Source organism: Ferrovibrio sp. MS7 (assembly GCF_038404985.1).
In the GTDB taxonomy this organism is placed as follows: domain Bacteria; phylum Pseudomonadota; class Alphaproteobacteria; order Ferrovibrionales; family Ferrovibrionaceae; genus Ferrovibrio; species Ferrovibrio plantarum.
Genome location: NZ_JBBKBA010000004.1, coordinates 172,909 through 190,463, shown reverse-complemented (window position 1 = coordinate 190,463; position 17,555 = coordinate 172,909). Strand labels below are relative to the sequence as shown.

Here is a 17,555-nt window from a genome sequence, read left to right as displayed (position 1 = left end):
GCTCTAGTTGCTCAAAACAATGCGGCCAACCACGCCGCCGGCTTTGAGCTGCTCCAGCGCGCCGTTCACCGCATCCAGCGGCCGCACCTCGATGGGCAGGGCCGGCAGATGCTGCGCCTGGGCCAGGGCCAGCAGTTCCTTCAGTTCTTCCAGGCTGCCGACATAGGAGCCGGAAATCGTCACGCCCTTCATCACCAGCAGCGGCAGCGACAGCGTGGTCTGGCCGCCGAGCAGGCCGACGCTGACCAGATGGCCGGCCTTGCGCAGCAGGCCATAGGCGAAATCGAAACTCTGCGGCGAGCCGGCGAAATCCACCGCACCAGCCATGCCGCCGGTGGCCTTCATCACGGTGCGGCCGATGCCGTCCTCGCGCGGATCAATCGCCTGCTTGGCGCCGAGTTTCAGCGCCGCTTCGCGCTTCGCCGGATCGAGGTCGGCGACAATCGGCGCCTGGCCGGTCACCGCCTTGGCCATGGCGATGGCGTTGAGGCCGACACCTCCGGCGCCGACGATCAGCAGGTTCTGGCCATCGGGCAGCTTGCCGATTTTCTTCAGCGCCGAATAGGCGGTGAGGCCGGAGCAGGCATAGGTGCAGGCAAGGTTGGTATCCAGGGTGCCGTAATCCAGCAGGTAATGCGCCGCCGGCACCAGCACATGGCTGGCGAAGCCGCCATCGAGGAACACGCCCAGCGCCTGTGCCTTGCCGGCGCAGAGATGCTCGGCGCCTTCCTTGCACACCGCGCAGACGCCGCAGCCGATCCAGGGAAACACCAGGCGGCGCTGGCCGATTTCGACGCCGGTGGCTTCCGGGCCCTTGGCGATCACGGTGCCGACGATCTCGTGGCCCATGGTCAGCGGCAGCAGGCTGCCATTATTGGCGGCGATGATCTTCTTGCCGCCGCCGAGGTCCCAGTAGCCGTCCCAGATATGCAGGTCGCTGTGGCAGACGCCGCAGCGGTCCATCTTCACCAGCACCTGGGCGCCGGTCGGCTCCGGCAGGGGGCGCTCACTGAATGTCAGCGGCTTGGCGAATTCGGCGACCTGATAGCTGCGCAGCACGATGTTTCCTCTTCTCTTTTGCTTGACCCTGGGTAAGCACTGGCCTTGAGTCTAGCGAGCGCTGGGCGCTGGTGTAAAGCGCGCAAAACGCTAAACTGTCTGTTAGAAAAGTCGTTAGGGAAGCTGTTAGGGGGAACTGGGCGTGCAGGCGTTTCGGATCGATGGAAAAGTGGCGCTGATCACCGGCGCCTCGCGTGGTTTCGGCCTCGAGATCGCCCGGCTGTTCGGCCAGGCCGGCGCCAGCGTGGTGCTGAATGGCCGCCATGCCGATACCCTGGAAGCCCGCGCTGCGGAATTGCGCCAGGAAGGCATCAAGGCCGGCATCGCCGCCTTCGATGTGATGGACAGTGTAGCCGCCAAGGCGGCGGTGGACCGCATCGCCGCCGAGCAGGGACATCTCGATATCCTGATCAACAATGCCGGCATGAATATCCGCAAGCCGCTCGCCGAGTACAAGCTCGAGGAATGGCGCCAGGTGCTGGATACCAACCTGACCGCCGCTTTCGTGCTGTCGCAGGCCGCCGGCCTCAAGATGGCCGAGCAGGGCTATGGCCGCATCGTCAATATCGGTTCGATCCTCTCGGTGCTGGGTCGCGCCACGATCCCGGCCTATACCGCGTCGAAGCACGGCATCCTCGGCCTCACCAAGGCGCTGGCCGCCGAACTCGGGCCGAAGGGCGTGACGGTGAATGCCATCGCGCCGGGCTATTTCGAAACCGAGCTGAATGCCGAACTGATGGCGCGGCCGGAATTCGTCGCCTTCGTCAACAACCGCACGCCGGTCGGGCGCTGGGGTCAGCCGGCGGAACTGGCCGGTTCGGCGCTGTATCTGGTTTCGCCGGCCGGTGGCTATGTCAACGGCCATTTGCTGGTGGTGGATGGCGGCATGACCACCACGTTGTTCGGATAACGCCATGGCCGTGGTAGATGCCGCAGACTTCATGCCGGTGAAGCCACAGCCGCTGCAGCGGCGCAATCTGTTCAAGGTGATCCGCACCATCCGCGACAATGTGGTGGCGGCCTGGAGCGAGGAAGCCTACGAGCGCGACTACATCCACTACAAGATGTTCATGCGCCGGGTGCTGCTGGCCAATCACCCGGACCTGATCCGCCATGTCATGCTCGACAACGTGGCGAATTACGTGCGCGATCCGCTTGGTCAGCGCATTCTCGAACCTGGCCTCGGCAATGGCCTGCTGACCAGCGAGGGGCTGGACTGGAAGCGTCAGCGCCGCCTGATGGCGCCGATTTTTTCGCCGCGGCGCATCCAGTCCTTCGCGCCGCTGATGACCGAACGCGCCGCCGCGCTTGGCGATGCGTTGCAGAGCGGCCAGCGGTTCGACATGGCGGAAGCCATGATGCATGTGACGCTGGAAATCATCGCGCGCAGCATGTTCGGCGCCGATCCGGCCTCCGATGTGTCGCAGGTCGGCGCGGCGATGGATGCCTATCAGGTGACGGTGCGGCCGAGCATCCCGGACCTGCTCGGGCTGCCGTCCTGGTTCCCGCGCCAGGGTGCCGCCAAGGGCCGCGCCGCGCTGAGCCAGATGGACAGCATCATCAACGGCCTGATCGAACGCCGCCGCATGCTGATCGCCAAGGGCCAGCCGGCCGGTGACGACCTGCTCGGCCTGTTGCTGTCTGCCCGCGATACCGAAGCGGACGGCAGTGCCATGGATGATCGCGAAGTGCGCGACCACATGGCGACCTTCTTCCTCGCCGGACATGAGACCACCGCCACGGCGCTGGCCTGGGCCTGGTATCTGCTGAGCCAGGATGCCGCCGTGCAGGCGAAATTGTGGGCCGAGATCGACAGTGTATTGCCGGGCCGCGATCCCGATTGGGGCGATATCGAGAAGCTGCCCTATACGCGCATGGTGATCGAGGAGGCGATGCGGCTCTACCCGCCGGCGCACAGCACCTCGCGCGTGGCGCTCAAGGACGATCACGCCATGGGTATCGACATCCCGAAGGGTACGGCGGTGATCGTCTCGCCCTGGCTGATGCACCGCCACCGCCGCTACTGGGCTGAACCGGACCGTTTCAACCCGGAAAACTTTGCGGCCCCCCAGGCCGCCGCGCGGCCGCGCTTCGTCTACCTGCCATTCGGCGCCGGGCCGCGCATCTGCATCGGCATGGCCTTCGCGATGGCCGAAGCGGTGCTGATCCTCGCCACCCTGGCGCGGCGCTTCCGCTTCGACCTGGTACCGGGCGCGAAGATCGAACCGATTGCCAAGATCACCCTCAGGCCGCAGCCCGGCCTGCCCATGATAGCGAGCAAGCGATGAGCGACGATATCTGTTATCTCTCGGCGGCGGCGATGGCGGAAGCTTATGCCAAGGGCACGCTGTCGCCGGTAGAAGTGACCCGCGCGCTGCTGGTGCGGATCGGCCGCGTCAACCCGAAGGTGAACGCCTATAATCTGGTGGACGAGGAAGCCGCTTTGCGCGATGCCGAGGCGTCGCTGGCCCGCTACCGCGCCGGGCAGCCGCTGTCGCCGATCGACGGCGTGCCGGCCTCGATCAAGGACATCATCCTCACCAAGGGCTGGCCGACCTTGCGCGGCTCGAAAAGCGTCGATCCGAACCAGCCGTGGAACGACGATGCGCCGGCCACCGCGCGGCTGCGCGAAGCCGGGTGCGTTTTGCTCGGCAAGACCACGACGCCGGAATTCGGCTGGAAGGGCGTGACGGATTCACCGCTCACCGGCATCACGCGCAATCCGTGGAATCTCGATACCACGCCGGGCGGCTCGTCCGGCGGTGCCTCGGCGCAGGTTGCCGCCGGCCTGGGTCCGCTTGCCATCGGCACCGATGGCGGCGGCTCAATCCGCATTCCGGCGGGCTTTGCCGGCATCACCGGCCTCAAGCCGTCGTTCGGTCGCGTGCCGGCCTGGCCGTTGAGCCCGTTCGGCACCGTGGCGCATCTCGGGCCGATGGCCCGCAGCGTGGAAGATGCGGCGCTGATGCTGCGCGAACTGGCGCGGCCCGATGCGCGCGACTGGTTCAGCCTGCCCTGGGAGGATGTGGATTACACCGCCAAGCTCGGCGCCGGCATCAAGGGCCTCAAGATCGCCTACAGCCCGACGCTCGGCTTTGCCCGCGTCGATGCGGAAGTGGCAGCAAAGGTGAAGGAAGCCGTGCGCGTGCTGGCCGATCTAGGCGCCATCATCGAGGAAGTGGATCCCGATATCGGCGATCCCACCGATTGCTTCCACACCCATTGGTGGACCGGCGCCTATAACGCGCTCAAGGCGCTGCCTGAGAAGCATTTCGCTGACCTCGATCCCGGCTTGCAGGAAACCTTCCGGCGTGGCTCGGCGATTGGCATGGCGCAGTATCTCGATGCCGTGGCGGCACGGGCACGGCTTGGCGTGACGATGCGCCGCTTCCATGAGACATATGCGTTGCTGGTGACGCCTAGCCTGGCGGTGCCGGCCTTCGAGGCCGGGCGGCTGGCGCCGAAGGCGATGGGCGATGCCTATTGGACCGCCTGGACGCCTTTCACCTATCCGTTCAACCTGAGCCAGCAGCCGGCGCTCTCGGTGCCCTGCGGCTTCACCTCCGGTGGTCTGCCGGTCGGCCTGCAATTCGTCGGCCCGATGCACCGCGATGATCTGGTGCTGCAAGCCGGTGCCGCCTATCAGGCGGCGACCGACTGGCATACCAAGCGCCCGCCGGTCTGACGGCCATGCCGGTCTTACTGCCATGAGCGCGCTGCTCACCGTTGCGGAAATGGCCGAGGCCGATCGCCTCGCCGTTGCCAGCGGTGTGCCGAGCCTGACCTTGATGGAGCATGCCGGTGCGGCGGTGGCCGATGCGGTGCGGCTCAACTATGCCTTCGGCCCGGTGCTGGTGCTGTGCGGGCCTGGCAACAATGGCGGCGATGGTTTCGTCGCGGCGCGGCTGCTGGACCGTGCCGGCTGGCCGGTGCGGCTGGTGCTGCTGGGCGAGCGCGCTGCGCTGAAAGGCGATGCGGCGGCGATGGCGCAGCAATGGCGCGGCCTGGTGCTGACGCCGGAGCAGGCGGATTTCTCGGCCTGCGACGTGATCGTCGACGCGCTCTATGGCGCCGGCCTGTCGCGTGCGCCGGAAGGCATGGCGGCGCAGCTTATCGCGGCGGCGAATGCGTCGGGCAAGCCCATCGTGGCGGTCGATCTGCCGAGCGGCCTGCATGGCGATGACGGCAAGCCGCTGGGGCTGGCGATCCGTGCTGACCGCACCATCACCTTCTTCCGCCTCAAGCCCGGCCATCTGCTGCTGCCCGGCCGGGTGCATTGCGGCGCCATTGCGCTGGCCGATATCGGCATCTCCGCCGGGGTGCTGGACAGCATCAAGCCGCGCCAGGCGCGCAACGAGCCGGGGCTCTGGCAGGCCGTGCTGCCGCGCCCGCGCCTCGATGGCCATAAATACGCGCGCGGCCATGTGCTGGTGCGCGGCGGGCGCCAGGCAGGGGCGGCACGGCTGGCGGCACGCGGCGCGTTGCGCATCGGCGCCGGGCTCTGCACCATTGCCAGCCCCGATCCGCTGCATGGCCCGCCCGATGCCCTGATGCGCACCGATGATTTCATCGCCGCCCTGAATGATCCACGCCGCAACGCCCTGCTGCTCGGCCCCGGCAACGGCACCGATGCCGAGACCCGCGCGGCGGTGCTGGCGGCACTGAAAACCAGACGCGCCTGCGTCCTCGATGCCGATGCGCTCTCGGTATTCGCCGACGACCCGGCGGCTTTGTTCGCGGCCATCCAGGGGCCGGCGGTGCTCACCCCGCATGACGGCGAATTCGCCCGGCTGTTTCCCGATATTGCCGCTGAAACCAACAAGCTTGCGCGCGCGCGGCAGGCGGCGGCGCGGGCGAAAGCGGTGCTGGTGCTGAAAGGCGCCGACACGGTGATTGCCTCGCCCGATGGCTTCGCGGTGATCAATGACAACGCGCCGCCCGATCTCGCCACCGCCGGCGCCGGCGATGTGCTGGCCGGTTTCTGCGCCGGCCTGATGGCCCAGGGCATGAAGCCGCTGATGGCGGCGAGCGCCGCCGTGTGGCTGCATGGCGCGGCGGCTTCTGAGAGCGGCCCCGGCCTGATCGCCGATGATCTGCCGGAAGCGTTACGCCCGGTGCTGCGGCGTTTGCGGCAGTAGCTTCAGGCCATAGCTCAGTGCCGTGCCGACGACGATGGCAACGGTGAGGTCGAGCAGCACGGTCAGCGCCAGCGTTATCAGCAGCACGGCGAAATCGGTTTTCGGGCCGCGCGCGGTCTGCTTGATCTGGTGCCATTCGCTCATGTTCCAGGCCACCACCACCAGCAGGGCGGCCAGTGCGGCGAGCGGGAACAGCCCGGCCAGTGGCGCAAACACCAGCATGAACAGCAGCAGGAACACGGCATGCAGCATGCCGGAAACCGGGCCATGGGCGCCGGCGCGGATATTGGTGGCGGTGCGCGCCAGCGCGCCGGTGGCGGGCAAACCACCAAACAAGGGAGATGCGATATTGGCCAGGCCCTGGCTGATCAGTTCGATATTGGAGCGATGCTGCCGTCCGGTCATGGCATCGGCGATGACGCAGGAAAGCAGGCTCTCGATGCCGGCGAGCAGGGCGATGGTGAAGGCCGAGGGCAGCAATTCCAGCAGCCGGGCGCCGCTGATCTGCGGCAGGGCCGGCAGCGGCAGACTGGCGGGAATGGCGCCGAAGCGGCTCTCGATGCTCTCGACGGGCAGATGCAGAAGCTGCACCAGCAGGGTCGCGACAGTGATGGCGATGAGGAAGCCGGGCCAGGTTGGGCGCCAGCGACGCAGCGCGATGATGATGCCGAGCGACAGGGCGGCGATGGCGAAGGTGAGGGGGCTGAAGCTCGGCGCGGCGGCAATGAAGGCGGCGAGCTTGGCAATGAAATCAGCCGGCACCTCGGCGATCTGAAGCCCGAAGAAATCCTTCACCTGGGTCGAGAGGATGGTGATGGCGATGCCGGCGGTGAAGCCGGTGATCACCGGATGGGGGATGAAGCGGATCAGGCTGCCGAGCCGGAACAGGCCGGCCAGCAGCAGCAGGCCACCGGCCATCAGGGTGGCCAGCAGCAGGCCGTCATAGCCATGCTGGTGGATCACGCCATAGACCACGATGACGAAGGCGGCGGTGGGGCCGCCGATCTGGTGCCGGCTGCCGCCGAAAGCCGAAATGATGAAGCCGGCGACGATGGCGGTGACCAGGCCCCGGTCCGGGGTGGTGCCGCTGGCAATCGCAATCGCCATGGCGAGCGGCAGGGCGACGATGGCGACGGTGAGGCCGCTCAAGGCATCCTTGCGCAATGCGGCCAGGCCGTAGCCGTCGCGCAGCACGGTGACAAGTTTGGGGACGAGCATGGGCTTAACTCAATATTAGCGGCGGTATGATATTACCGCACTACTTTCCATCTTCCTCCCGAAACCAGGTTTTGGAAAGCGGAATTCTTAACCAATTGTATGGGCTTTTTGTCGCAGGATGAGCGCCATGATCAGGGTCTTTCTCGGTTACAGCCGTTCCGCGCCGGTGGCCTCCTCGGTGGCCGCCCACAGCATCGCCAGCCGTGCCTCGCAGCCGGTCAGCTTCACCTATCTGGCGCTGAACCAGCTTGACGGCATCTACACGCGGCCGCGCCATGAGCTGCAATCCACCGACTTTTCCTTCTCGCGCTTCCTGGTGCCGAGTTTGTGCGATTTCCAGGGCTGGGCGCTGTTCACGGATGACGACATGCTGTTCCAGGACGACATCGCCAAGCTGTGGGCGTTGCGCGATCCGGCCTATGCCGTGCAGGTGGTGAAGCACGACCATGTGCCGAAGGAGGAAGTGAAATTCCTCGAAAAGGTGCAGACCAAATACGAGAAGAAGAACTGGTCCAGCGTCATGCTGTTCAACTGCGCCGAATGCCGGGCGCTGACGCCGGATTACGTCAACAGTGCCACCGGCCTGGAACTGCACCAGTTCAAGTGGCTCAAGGACGACGCCCGGATCGGCGAAATCCCGCATCGCTGGAACCACTTGGTCGATTATGACCCGCCCAGCAACGATGTCGGCAACCTGCATTACACGTCCGGCGGCCCGTTCTATGACGACTTCCGCGACTGCGGCTATGCCGCCGAGTGGCTGGCTGAGCGCGAAGCGATGCTCCATTGCGACCAGAGCAAGGCCAAAAAGCCCGCCAAATCAGGCGGTTGAGCTTTTCGCTCAAGGCCGCTGCAAAAGCCCCGAAAGCCCTATCCTGGGGCTTATGCCCATGCTATAGACTGCGCCCTCGTGCCGGCCCAGCCGGCGCGGTCCCGGACCTTGGGGAAGCGGGCGTGGTGGAACTGGTAGACACGCGGGATTTAGGTTCCCGTGCCGCAAGGCGTGTGGGTTCAAATCCCTCCGCCCGCACCACCCGCCGGCCCGACAGCCTGCCTGAAAAATGCAGCCTGTAAGCCCTGCCGCCGGGATCGCAGAGCCACGGAATTCTGAACCACAGGTGTTGAGACCATGCAGATTACGGAAGTCAGCGCACAGGGCCTGAAGCGCGAATACAAGGTGGTGATCAACGCCGCCGCCCTTGATGCCGTCGTGTCCGAGAAGCTCGAGCAGCTTCGCCAGCGCGTCAACATGCCGGGCTTCCGCCCGGGCAAGGCGCCGGCCGCCCTGGTCAAGAAGCAGTATGGCCGCGCCCTGCTGGGCGAGGCGATGGAAGAGCAGGTCAATTCCGCGCTCAAGGATACGATCGAAGGCAAGGGCCTGAAGCCCGCGATGCAGCCGAAGGTCGAGATCACCTCCTTCGAGGAGGGCAAGGACCTGGAATGCTCGCTCACCATCGAGCTGCTGCCGGAGATCGAGCCGGGCGACTTCAAGCAGATCAAGCTGGAGCGCATGACGGTTGAGATCGGCGAGTCCGAGGTCGACGAATTCGTCGCCAAGATCGCCGAGAACCAGAAGACCTATGAGAAGGTCGAGCGCGCCGCCGAGAAGGGCGACCAGATCCTGCTCGATTTCTCAGGCAGCGTGGACGGCGTGAAGTTCGACGGCGGCACGGCGGAAAACTATCCGCTGGTGCTGGGCTCCAACAGCTTCATTCCGGGCTTCGAGGATCAGTTGATCGGCAAGGCCGTGGGCGAGCCGGTGACCGTGAACGTCACCTTCCCGGAGAATTACGGCAACAGCGATCTCGCCGGCAAGGCCGCCGTATTCGCCTGCACCATCCGCGAAGTCAAGGCCGGCCAGCAGGCCACCGTGGATGATGAATTCGCCAAGCGCTTCGGCCTCGGCTCGCTGCAGGAACTGCGCGAGAATGTGAAGCGCGACCTGGGCCAGGAATACAAGGGCCTGTCGCGCCTGCAGATGAAGCGCAGCCTGCTCGACCAGCTCGCTGAAGCCAATCAGTTCGACGTGCCGCCGGGCATGGTGGAACTGGAATTCGACCAGATCTGGAAGGAAGTGACCTCGGATGAGGCGCGCTTCAAGGCCGAGCTGGCGGAAGAGAAGAAGACCGAGGACGAGCTGAAGGCGGAATACACCAAGATCGCCGAACGCCGTATCCGCCTCGGCCTGCTGCTCTCCGAGGTTGGCCGCCGCAACAATATCGAGGTCAAGCCCGAGGAAGTCACCAAGGCGATGATCGAGCAGGCCCGCCGTTTCCCGGGCCAGGAACGCCAGGTGATGGAATACTTCCAGAAGAACCCGGAAGCTTCCGCCAGCCTGCGCGCCCCGATCTTCGAGGACAAGGTCATCGACTTCATCGTCGAGATGGCCTCGGTTACCGAGAAGCCGGTGAGCAAGGAAGAGCTGACCAAGGCGGCGGAAGAAGCCCAGGGTTAAGACCAGGGGCGTTAAACAATAGGGGGCGGCAGTTGCCGAGCGGCGTTTGCTGCCCCACTATTGTGCTCCAGGCAACATAGCTCGAATCAACGCGAGCCGACCGGACAGGCGTCTATGGACAAGATGATCGACACCTACATGAATACGCTGGTTCCGATGGTCATCGAACAGACCAATCGGGGCGAGCGGGCTTACGACATCTATTCCCGCCTGCTGAAAGAGCGCATCATCTTCCTGGTCGGTCCGGTGCATGACGGGGTCGCCTCGCTGATCACCGCCCAGTTGCTGTTCCTCGAAGCCGAGAACCCGAACAAGGAAATCGCCTTCTATATCAACAGCCCGGGCGGCCTGGTCACCTCCGGCCTGGCGATCTACGACACCATGCAGTATATCCGCCCGAAGGTGATGACGCTGTGCATCGGCCAGGCGGCTTCCATGGGCTCGCTGCTGCTCGCCGCCGGCGAGAAGGGCATGCGCTACTCGCTGCCGAACAGCCGCATCATGGTGCACCAGCCGTCCGGCGGCTATCAGGGTGCCGCGGCGGATATCGAAATCCACGCCCGCGAGATCCTGCAGCTCCGCGCCCGCCTCAACGATATCTATGCCCGCCATACCGGCCAGCCGCTCGCCGCGATCGAAGCGGCAATGGAACGGGACAATTTCATGACCGCCCTGCAGGCCAAGGAATTCGGCATCGTGGACGAAGTGGTCGATAAGCGGGTTGTGCCGGACGACGCCAAGAAGTAAGCCGGCCCCGGATTTAAGCCTGGGAATTAGGCAGATTGCCGCCAAGCTGGCATGGCTGCCGATTCGGCGGTTGCATGCAATTCCGGGCTTGCCCGCAGGGCGGCTTGACGGATCAGTTCAGCCGATTGCCATTCCGCCGGTCCGCGTTAATTCCTGTCTAACCCCACCGTGACTAGTATCGTGGCTGGTGTAGGGCGCGCGGCAGCGGAGCCGGGCGTTGTGTGACGCGAAGTGCTTCCTTATTATGGTGATTCGATGAAGCCCCGTCGGTGTTTCCCGGCGGGCAGGGCGGGGCCCGGTTCGTCCGGTGTCGGCCAGAAGACGGAGTAGGCATGACCAAGCTCAGCGGCGGCGATTCCAAGAACACTCTCTACTGTTCTTTCTGCGGCAAGAGCCAGCACGAGGTGCGCAAGCTCATCGCCGGTCCCACCGTTTTTATCTGCGATGAATGCGTCGAACTCTGCATGGATATCATCCGCGAGGAGCACAAGTCCGCGCTGGTGAAGACCCGTGACGGCGTGCCGACGCCGCTGGAAATCTGCAAGGTTCTGGACGATTACGTGATTGGCCAGCCGTTGGCCAAGAAGGTGCTGGCTGTGGCGGTGCATAACCACTACAAGCGCATCGGCCACGGCGCCAAGGGCAACGATGTCGAACTCGCCAAGTCGAACATCCTGCTCGTCGGCCCCACCGGCTGCGGCAAGACCCTGCTGGCGCAGACCCTGGCCCGCATCCTGGAAGTGCCCTTCACCATGGCGGATGCCACCACGCTGACCGAGGCCGGCTATGTCGGCGAGGACGTGGAGAACATCATCCTCAAGCTGCTGCAGTCCGCCGACTATAATGTCGAGCGCGCCCAGCGCGGCATCGTCTATATCGACGAAGTCGACAAGATCAGCCGCAAGTCCGACAACCCCTCGATCACCCGCGACGTGTCGGGCGAGGGCGTGCAGCAGGCATTGCTGAAGATCATGGAAGGCACGGTTGCTTCCGTGCCGCCGCAGGGCGGCCGCAAGCATCCGCAGCAGGAATTCCTGCAGGTCGATACCACCAATATCCTGTTCATCTGCGGCGGCGCCTTCGCCGGCCTGGAGAAGATCATCTCGGCGCGCGGCAAGGGCACCTCGATGGGCTTCGGCGCCGAAGTGCGCGGCCCGGACGAGCGCCGCTCCGGCGACATCCTGGCCGAAGTGGAGCCGGATGACCTGCTCAAGTTCGGCCTGATCCCGGAATTCATCGGCCGTCTGCCGGTAATCGCCACCCTGCACGATCTCGACGAGAGCGCGCTGGTTGATATCCTGTCCAAGCCGAAGAACGCGCTGGTGAAGCAGTATCAGCGCCTGTTCGACATGGAAGACGTGCGCCTCACCTTCACCGACGAGGCCGTGGCCGGCGTCGCGCGCAAGGCCATTGCGCGCAAGACCGGCGCCCGCGGCCTGCGCTCGATCATGGAAGGCATCCTGCTCGATACCATGTTCGACCTGCCGAACATGGAAGGCGTCGAGGAAGTGGTGATCTCGCCGGAAGTCGTGGAAGGCCGCGCCAAGCCGCTGCTGATCTACGCCGACCGCAAGCGCGAGGATGTCGGCGCCTAAACGCCCGGCTCTCCCTGACCAAGACTTCACGCGATGCCCGGCCACAAGCCGGGCATTTCGTTTTTGAGGCCCACGCTCTCTGTGTTCCGTCACTCCCTGTTTCTCTTCGTCACCCTCGCGAAAGCGAGGGTTCCATTTCGGATTGAAAACAATGGGATCCCCGCTTTCGCGGGGATGATAGGAGAGGGAGTGGCCAGCGTACTTTATTATCGTCATGCGCGGACTTGATCCGCGCATCTCAGGCCAGGCGGCACGAGATGCCCGGGTCAAGCCCGCGCATGACGATGTTGTTCAGGGGCCGTCACTCGCGCGCGCGTACAATGAATCCCATTTGGTTTTGACGCTGGGCCGGTCTCACGGTATAATGTTCCTGAATTTCCCCCATTCGATCCAAACGCTTAAGCGCGAATAAGGTGGAATAAGAAGAAATAAGCCGAGATAAGGAAAAATAAGGAGGAATAAGGAGGAATAAGGAAAAATAAGCCGCGCGGCGCAATCTTTTCAGGGATTTAGCAACGATGCCGCGCAACCCTTCAGGATTTTCCTCCCATCATCTCCGTGGCTCACGCCTCTGCCTCCACCACCGGTTCGGCCCAGTGTTCCACCAAGGGGAATGGTTCGTAATAGCCGTGCAATCGGGCGCGCCACTCGCGGTAGTGTGGTGACTGGCGGAAACCGACGGTATGCGCTTCCAGGCTGGCCCAGCGCACCAGCAGCAGGTAAGTGCCGGGGCGTTCGATCCCGCGCCGCACTTCCAGCCCTTTGAATCCAGGAACTTGCCGGATGAACTGCGCGGCCTCTGCCATCGCCTTTTCGAAATCCGATTCCATTCCGCTCCGTATGTGGAGCAACGCCGATTCGAGAATCATCAGTAACGGTCCGGTGAAGTGGGGTGTGGGGACCATGGCTTGACGGAACCACGGCAAGCTCCCATCTTACCCACTAACGGTTGCCGCAGGGATTTCCCCAGCGGCCCAGTAGCAAAAAGATTTCGCATGCCCACTTCCCCCCGTGCCCAGCTTTATCCGGTTCTGCCGCTCCGCGACATCGTGGTTTTCCCGCACATGATCGTGCCGCTTTTTGTCGGTCGCGAGAAGTCGGTGAAGGCGCTTGAAGATGTGATGAAGGACGATAAGCAGATCCTGCTGGTGGCACAGAAGAATGCGGGCCAGGACAACCCGCAGCCGGAAGACATCCACACCGTCGGCACCATTGCCTCCGTGCTGCAATTGCTGCGCCTGCCGGACGGCACCGTGAAGGTGCTGGTCGAGGGCGGCCAGCGCGCCAAGATCGTGAAATACGCCGAGAACCCGGATTTCTTCCAGGTTTATGCCGAGCCGCTGCCCGATGTGCCGGGCGAGCAGCGCGAGGTCGAGGCGCTGGTGCGCTCGGTGATCAACCAGTTCGAGCAGTATGTGAAGCTGAACCGGAAGATCCCGCCGGAAGTGCTGGTCTCGCTGAACCAGATCGAGGATTCCTCCAAGCTGGCCGATACCGTCGCCTCGCATCTCACGGTGAAGATCGCCGAGAAGCAGGAGCTGCTGGAAACCGCTGCCGTGATCGAACGGCTGGAGCGCGTCTATGGCCTGATGGAAGGCGAGATCGGCGTGCTGCAGGTGGAGAAGAAGATCCGCTCGCGCGTGAAGCGCCAGATGGAGAAGACGCAGCGCGAGTATTACCTCAACGAACAGCTCAAGGCGATTCAGAAGGAGCTGGGCGAGGGCGAGGATGGCCGCGACGAGCTGGCCGAACTCGAAACCCGCATCAAGCAGACCAAGCTGACCAAGGAGGCGCGCGAGAAGGCGCAGGCCGAATTGAAGAAGCTGCGCTCGATGAGCCCGATGTCGGCCGAAGCCACCGTGATCCGCAACTACCTCGACTGGATGCTGACCATCCCGTGGCAGAAGCGGACCAAGGTGAAGAAGGACGTGAAGAACGCCGAGAGCGTGCTGAACGACGATCACTATGGCCTGGAGAAGGTCAAGGAGCGCATCCTTGAATACCTGGCGGTGCAGCAGCGTTCGTCGAAACTGAAGGGCCCGATCCTCTGCCTCGTCGGCCCGCCCGGCGTCGGCAAGACCTCGCTTGGCAAGTCGATTGCGCGCGCCACGGGCCGCAACTTCGTGCGCATGTCGCTCGGCGGCGTGCGCGACGAGGCCGAGATCCGCGGCCACCGCCGCACCTATATCGGCTCGATGCCCGGCAAGATCGTGCAGTCGATGAAGAAGGCCAAGAGCACCAATCCGCTCTTCCTGCTCGACGAGATCGACAAGATGGGCCAGGACTTCCGCGGCGATCCGTCCTCGGCGCTGCTGGAAGTGCTCGACCCCGAGCAGAACAACAGCTTCAACGACCATTACCTGGAAGTCGATTACGATCTCTCGGACGTGATGTTCATCTGCACCGCCAACAGCCTGCGCATGCCGCAGCCGCTGCTGGACCGCATGGAGATCATCCGCATCCCCGGCTACACCGAGGATGAGAAGATCGAAATCTCGAAGAAGCATCTGATCGAGAAGCAGATCAAGGCAGCCGGCCTGAAGAAGGGCGAGTGGTCGATCTCGGATGACGGCCTGCGCGACCTGGTGCGCTACTACACGCGGGAATCCGGGGTGCGCTCGCTGGAGCGCGAGATCGCCAACCTGACGCGCAAGGCGGTGAAGGAGATTCTCTCCACCGAAGCCAAGAGCGTGAAGGTGACGCCGGAGAATCTCGAGAAGTATGCCGGCGTGCGCAAGTTCCGCTACGGCGAGGCCGAGCTGGAAGATCTGGTGGGCACCACCACCGGTCTGGCCTGGACTGAAGTGGGCGGTGAGCTGCTGACCATCGAAGCGGTGATGCTGCCCGGCAAGGGCCGCATGACCATCACCGGCAAGCTCGGCGAAGTGATGCAGGAATCGGTGCAGGCAGCGCGCTCCTATGTGCGCAGCCGGGCCATCGCCTTCGGCGTCAAGCCGCCGGTCTTCGACCGCCGCGACATCCACATCCACGTGCCGGAAGGCGCCACGCCGAAGGACGGCCCGTCTGCCGGCGTCGCCATGGTCACCTCCATCGTTTCGGTGCTCACCGGCATTCCGGTGCGCAAGGACGTGGCGATGACCGGCGAGGTGACGCTGCGCGGCCGCGTGCTGCCGATCGGCGGCCTGAAGGAAAAGCTGCTGGCCGCGCATCGCGGCGGTATCAAGAAGGTGCTGATCCCGAAGGAAAACGAGAAGGACCTGGTCGAAATCCCCGACAATGTGAAGAAGGGGCTGGAGATCCTGCCGGTGTCGACTTGCGAGGAAGTGTTGCGCGAAGCGCTCACCCAGCCGTTGACCGCCATCGAATGGTCCGACACGGAGGACCTCGACAAGCGGCCCCCGGTGGAGCCGGAGGCCGAAGGCGAGCACGGCGTGATCAAGCACTGAACTCAACGGCTTCGGCCTGAACTAGACGGGAAACGGAGGCGGCGTGAATAAGCAGGATCTGATGGTGCAAGTGCGCGAGGCGACCGGCTTGAGCAAGGAGCAGGCGGAACGGGCTGTTGAGTCCGTGTTCGACCTGATCACGGAATCGCTCAAGCGTGGTGAAGAGGTGCGCATCGTCGGCTTCGGCAGCTTCTTCGTCGGCACCCGGCGGGCAAGCCCGGGCCGCAACCCGCGCACCGGCGAGAGGATCGACCTGCCGCCAACGCGTCAGGCCAAGTTCCGCGCCGGCAAGAGCCTCAAGGAAGCGGTCGGCTAAGCCGCACCAGCTTTCATCGACGGGAAACACAACGGGCAGTGCCATCATGGCGCTGCCCGTTGCCGTTGATGGCATGACAAAGCTGTTTCGCGGGCCCGGGGCTTTTAGGCCGGTGCCGGGCTGCGCCAGGCGGCGGAATTCTCAGAGATGATAATGCAACGCCACCAGGTAGCGGTCGATCCGCTGCCCGTCGTCGCTCAAGGGCACCGCCAGGCGGCTCCAATGCATCAGGATCGGGCCGAAGGTGTCGTTGATCTCGCTATGAACCGGGCCGCGGGCATTGAGGATGCGGCGATGATCCTCCATGGCTCGTTCCGCCATCTCGGCGGGTTCGAACTGGCTCATCAGCTTGCCGGTCATCTCGCGGCCATAGCGCTCGGCTGAACTGGTGGCAAAGACGATATAGCGGCCATCCTCGCCATTCTCGCCTTCCACCCGCACCAGATGCAGGCGGCCAAGCCAAGGCGTGAACTCCTCCACCGTGAAGTCGCTGCGCTGAGGCATGGCACGGCCCCGGCGCTTGCTCTCCCAAAGATCCAGGAAGGCTTTCAGGTCAGGCGGCAGCAGGCTCAGATCACGTGCGGTCATCGGGCCGCAGCTTGGACGAATTCGCCCCAACGCGCCAGCACCTTTGCTGCCCCCGGCACCTTTGCAGCCCCAGCACCTTTGCAGCAATGGCGCCGCCTGCTATAAGCGGCCGTCTGCAGCGCGGGCGGTTAGCTCAGTGGTAGAGCGCCTCGTTTACACCGAGGATGTCGGGAGTTCGACCCTCTCACCGCCCACCAGACTTGCAGCCTACCATTTTTTCGCCACCATTCCCGGTCATGCATGCTGGATTACAGCGGCTGGGGACTTGGATGCGACGGCATAAAATCATCGTCATGGGCGTGATCGCGGTGTTGATGCTGCCGGCTGCTGCGCAGGGGGCAGAGCAAGCCGTCGAGTTCGGGCGCCAGCGCATCGGCAGTTTCAGCATCGACCGTACCGAAGTCACGGTTGCCGCCTTCCGCGCCTACATGGCAGCGCGCCAGCGCCGCAGCATGGCCGAAGCTGAGGGCGGCGGCTTCGAATATGCCGGCGGCTGGACACGGCGGCCGGGCTGGACCTGGGCACAGCCTTTCGGTGCGGTGGCGGGCGAGAACGAACCGGCCGTGCATGTCACCTGGGCCGAGGCTGATGCTTTTTGCCACGCGAAGGGCGGCCGCCTGCCGACAGCGGCGGAATGGAAACAGGCCGCCTATACCGAAAGCCGCGACGAGCCGGGCGATGGCTTCGTACTTGGCCGCACCTATGTCTATCCCGTTGGCGATACGCCTGAGGGCATGAACAATGGGCGGCAGCGGCATTGGCCGGTGGCGCAATCGAAGCGCGGCGTGAACGGTCTTTACGACATGGGCGGCAATGCCTGGGAATGGCTCGCGGATCGCCGCGGCGTTGGCAATGACGGGCAGGGCGGGGAAGCCCTCACGGCCGGTGGCTCCTGGTGGTATGGCGCCGAGCAGACCCGCGCCGAGGCGATGCAATGGAAGCCGGCGTCATTCTATGCCGTCTATATCGGTTTCCGCTGCGCCTATGATTGAGCAGGGGCGATTGAGCCTCGATGATCGAGCATAAAAAAAA

At 64.4% G+C, this 17,555-nt stretch carries 15 protein-coding genes and 2 tRNA genes; 13 read left to right on the top strand and 4 right to left on the bottom strand.

Going from position 1 to position 17,555, the window contains the following annotated elements:
• Positions 1-3: 3 nt before the first annotated feature.
• Positions 4-1,059 (bottom strand): alcohol dehydrogenase, encoded by a 1,056-nt coding sequence (locus V6B08_RS21450; protein ID WP_341984796.1) that lies wholly within the window; start codon positions 1,057-1,059, stop codon positions 4-6.
• Positions 1,060-1,201: 142 nt separating this feature from the next.
• Here V6B08_RS21450 and V6B08_RS21445 point away from each other — a divergent pair, with 142 nt between their 5' ends.
• The 4 genes from V6B08_RS21445 to V6B08_RS21430 are packed head-to-tail and all read left to right on the top strand — an operon-like array spanning position 1,202 to position 6,197.
• The gene (locus V6B08_RS21445; protein WP_341984795.1) at positions 1,202-1,969 is read left to right on the top strand and encodes an SDR family NAD(P)-dependent oxidoreductase; all 768 of its coding nucleotides are present in this window, start codon (positions 1,202-1,204) and stop codon (positions 1,967-1,969) included.
• A 4-nt stretch (positions 1,970-1,973) separates the two neighbouring features.
• Entirely contained in the window at positions 1,974-3,347 is a 1,374-nt protein-coding gene (locus V6B08_RS21440) for a cytochrome P450 (RefSeq protein WP_341984794.1), read from the top strand.
• The gene (locus V6B08_RS21435; RefSeq protein ID WP_341984793.1) at positions 3,344-4,744 is read left to right on the top strand and encodes an amidase; all 1,401 of its coding nucleotides are present in this window, start codon (positions 3,344-3,346) and stop codon (positions 4,742-4,744) included. Before V6B08_RS21440 ends, V6B08_RS21435 begins: the two co-directional genes overlap by 4 nt.
• A 22-nt stretch (positions 4,745-4,766) precedes the next feature.
• On the top strand, positions 4,767-6,197 hold the full coding sequence (locus tag V6B08_RS21430) for an NAD(P)H-hydrate dehydratase (RefSeq protein ID WP_341984792.1): 1,431 nt from the start codon (positions 4,767-4,769) through the stop codon (positions 6,195-6,197).
• Here the strand turns inward: V6B08_RS21430 and V6B08_RS21425 are convergent.
• Entirely contained in the window at positions 6,165-7,415 is a 1,251-nt protein-coding gene (locus tag V6B08_RS21425; RefSeq protein ID WP_341984790.1) for a SulP family inorganic anion transporter, read from the bottom strand. The two genes, V6B08_RS21430 and V6B08_RS21425, sit on opposite strands and share 33 nt — an antisense overlap.
• Before the next feature lie 127 nt (positions 7,416-7,542).
• Between V6B08_RS21425 and V6B08_RS21420 the strand changes: the two genes are divergently transcribed.
• The 5 genes from V6B08_RS21420 to clpX all read left to right on the top strand — a co-directional run bounded on the left by V6B08_RS21420 (position 7,543) and on the right by clpX (position 12,212).
• Entirely contained in the window at positions 7,543-8,247 is a 705-nt protein-coding gene (locus V6B08_RS21420; RefSeq protein ID WP_341984789.1) for a glycosyltransferase, read from the top strand.
• 116 nt (positions 8,248-8,363) lie between these two features.
• Positions 8,364-8,448 (top strand) — tRNA-Leu (locus V6B08_RS21415).
• Positions 8,449-8,544: 96 nt separating this feature from the next.
• Positions 8,545-9,870, top strand: a complete 1,326-nt coding sequence (gene tig, locus V6B08_RS21410) for a trigger factor (RefSeq protein WP_341984786.1) — start codon at positions 8,545-8,547, stop codon at positions 9,868-9,870.
• 114 nt (positions 9,871-9,984) lie between these two features.
• Complete coding sequence (clpP, locus tag V6B08_RS21405; RefSeq protein WP_341984785.1) at positions 9,985-10,617, top strand: ATP-dependent Clp endopeptidase proteolytic subunit ClpP; 633 nt, start codon at positions 9,985-9,987, stop codon at positions 10,615-10,617.
• Positions 10,618-10,949: 332 nt separating this feature from the next.
• Positions 10,950-12,212: an ATP-dependent Clp protease ATP-binding subunit ClpX gene (gene clpX / locus V6B08_RS21400; RefSeq protein WP_341984784.1), complete on the top strand. Its 1,263-nt coding sequence runs from the start codon at positions 10,950-10,952 to the stop codon at positions 12,210-12,212.
• 563 nt (positions 12,213-12,775) lie between these two features.
• Here clpX and V6B08_RS21395 read toward each other — a convergent pair.
• Positions 12,776-13,081, bottom strand: coding sequence for an antibiotic biosynthesis monooxygenase family protein (locus V6B08_RS21395; protein ID WP_341984783.1), 306 nt, complete (start codon positions 13,079-13,081; stop codon positions 12,776-12,778).
• 126 nt (positions 13,082-13,207) lie between these two features.
• On the opposite strand from V6B08_RS21395, the gene lon reads away from it, so the two are divergent.
• Together lon and V6B08_RS21385 are read left to right on the top strand one after the other, a co-directional pair.
• Positions 13,208-15,619, top strand: a complete 2,412-nt coding sequence (gene lon, locus V6B08_RS21390) for an endopeptidase La (protein ID WP_341984782.1) — start codon at positions 13,208-13,210, stop codon at positions 15,617-15,619.
• Positions 15,620-15,662: 43 nt separating this feature from the next.
• Positions 15,663-15,935: an HU family DNA-binding protein gene (locus V6B08_RS21385; protein ID WP_341984781.1), complete on the top strand. Its 273-nt coding sequence runs from the start codon at positions 15,663-15,665 to the stop codon at positions 15,933-15,935.
• 141 nt (positions 15,936-16,076) lie between these two features.
• Here the strand turns inward: V6B08_RS21385 and V6B08_RS21380 are convergent, their stop codons facing one another.
• Positions 16,077-16,523, bottom strand: a complete 447-nt coding sequence (locus V6B08_RS21380) for a PAS domain-containing protein (protein WP_341984779.1) — start codon at positions 16,521-16,523, stop codon at positions 16,077-16,079.
• 122 nt (positions 16,524-16,645) lie between these two features.
• Between V6B08_RS21380 and V6B08_RS21375 the strand changes: the two genes are divergently transcribed.
• Positions 16,646-16,720: transfer RNA gene (locus V6B08_RS21375), tRNA-Val, on the top strand.
• A gap of 72 nt (positions 16,721-16,792) precedes the next feature.
• On the top strand, positions 16,793-17,515 hold the full coding sequence (locus tag V6B08_RS21370; RefSeq protein WP_341984778.1) for a formylglycine-generating enzyme family protein: 723 nt from the start codon (positions 16,793-16,795) through the stop codon (positions 17,513-17,515).
• The last annotated feature ends 40 nt before the right edge of the window (positions 17,516-17,555 follow it).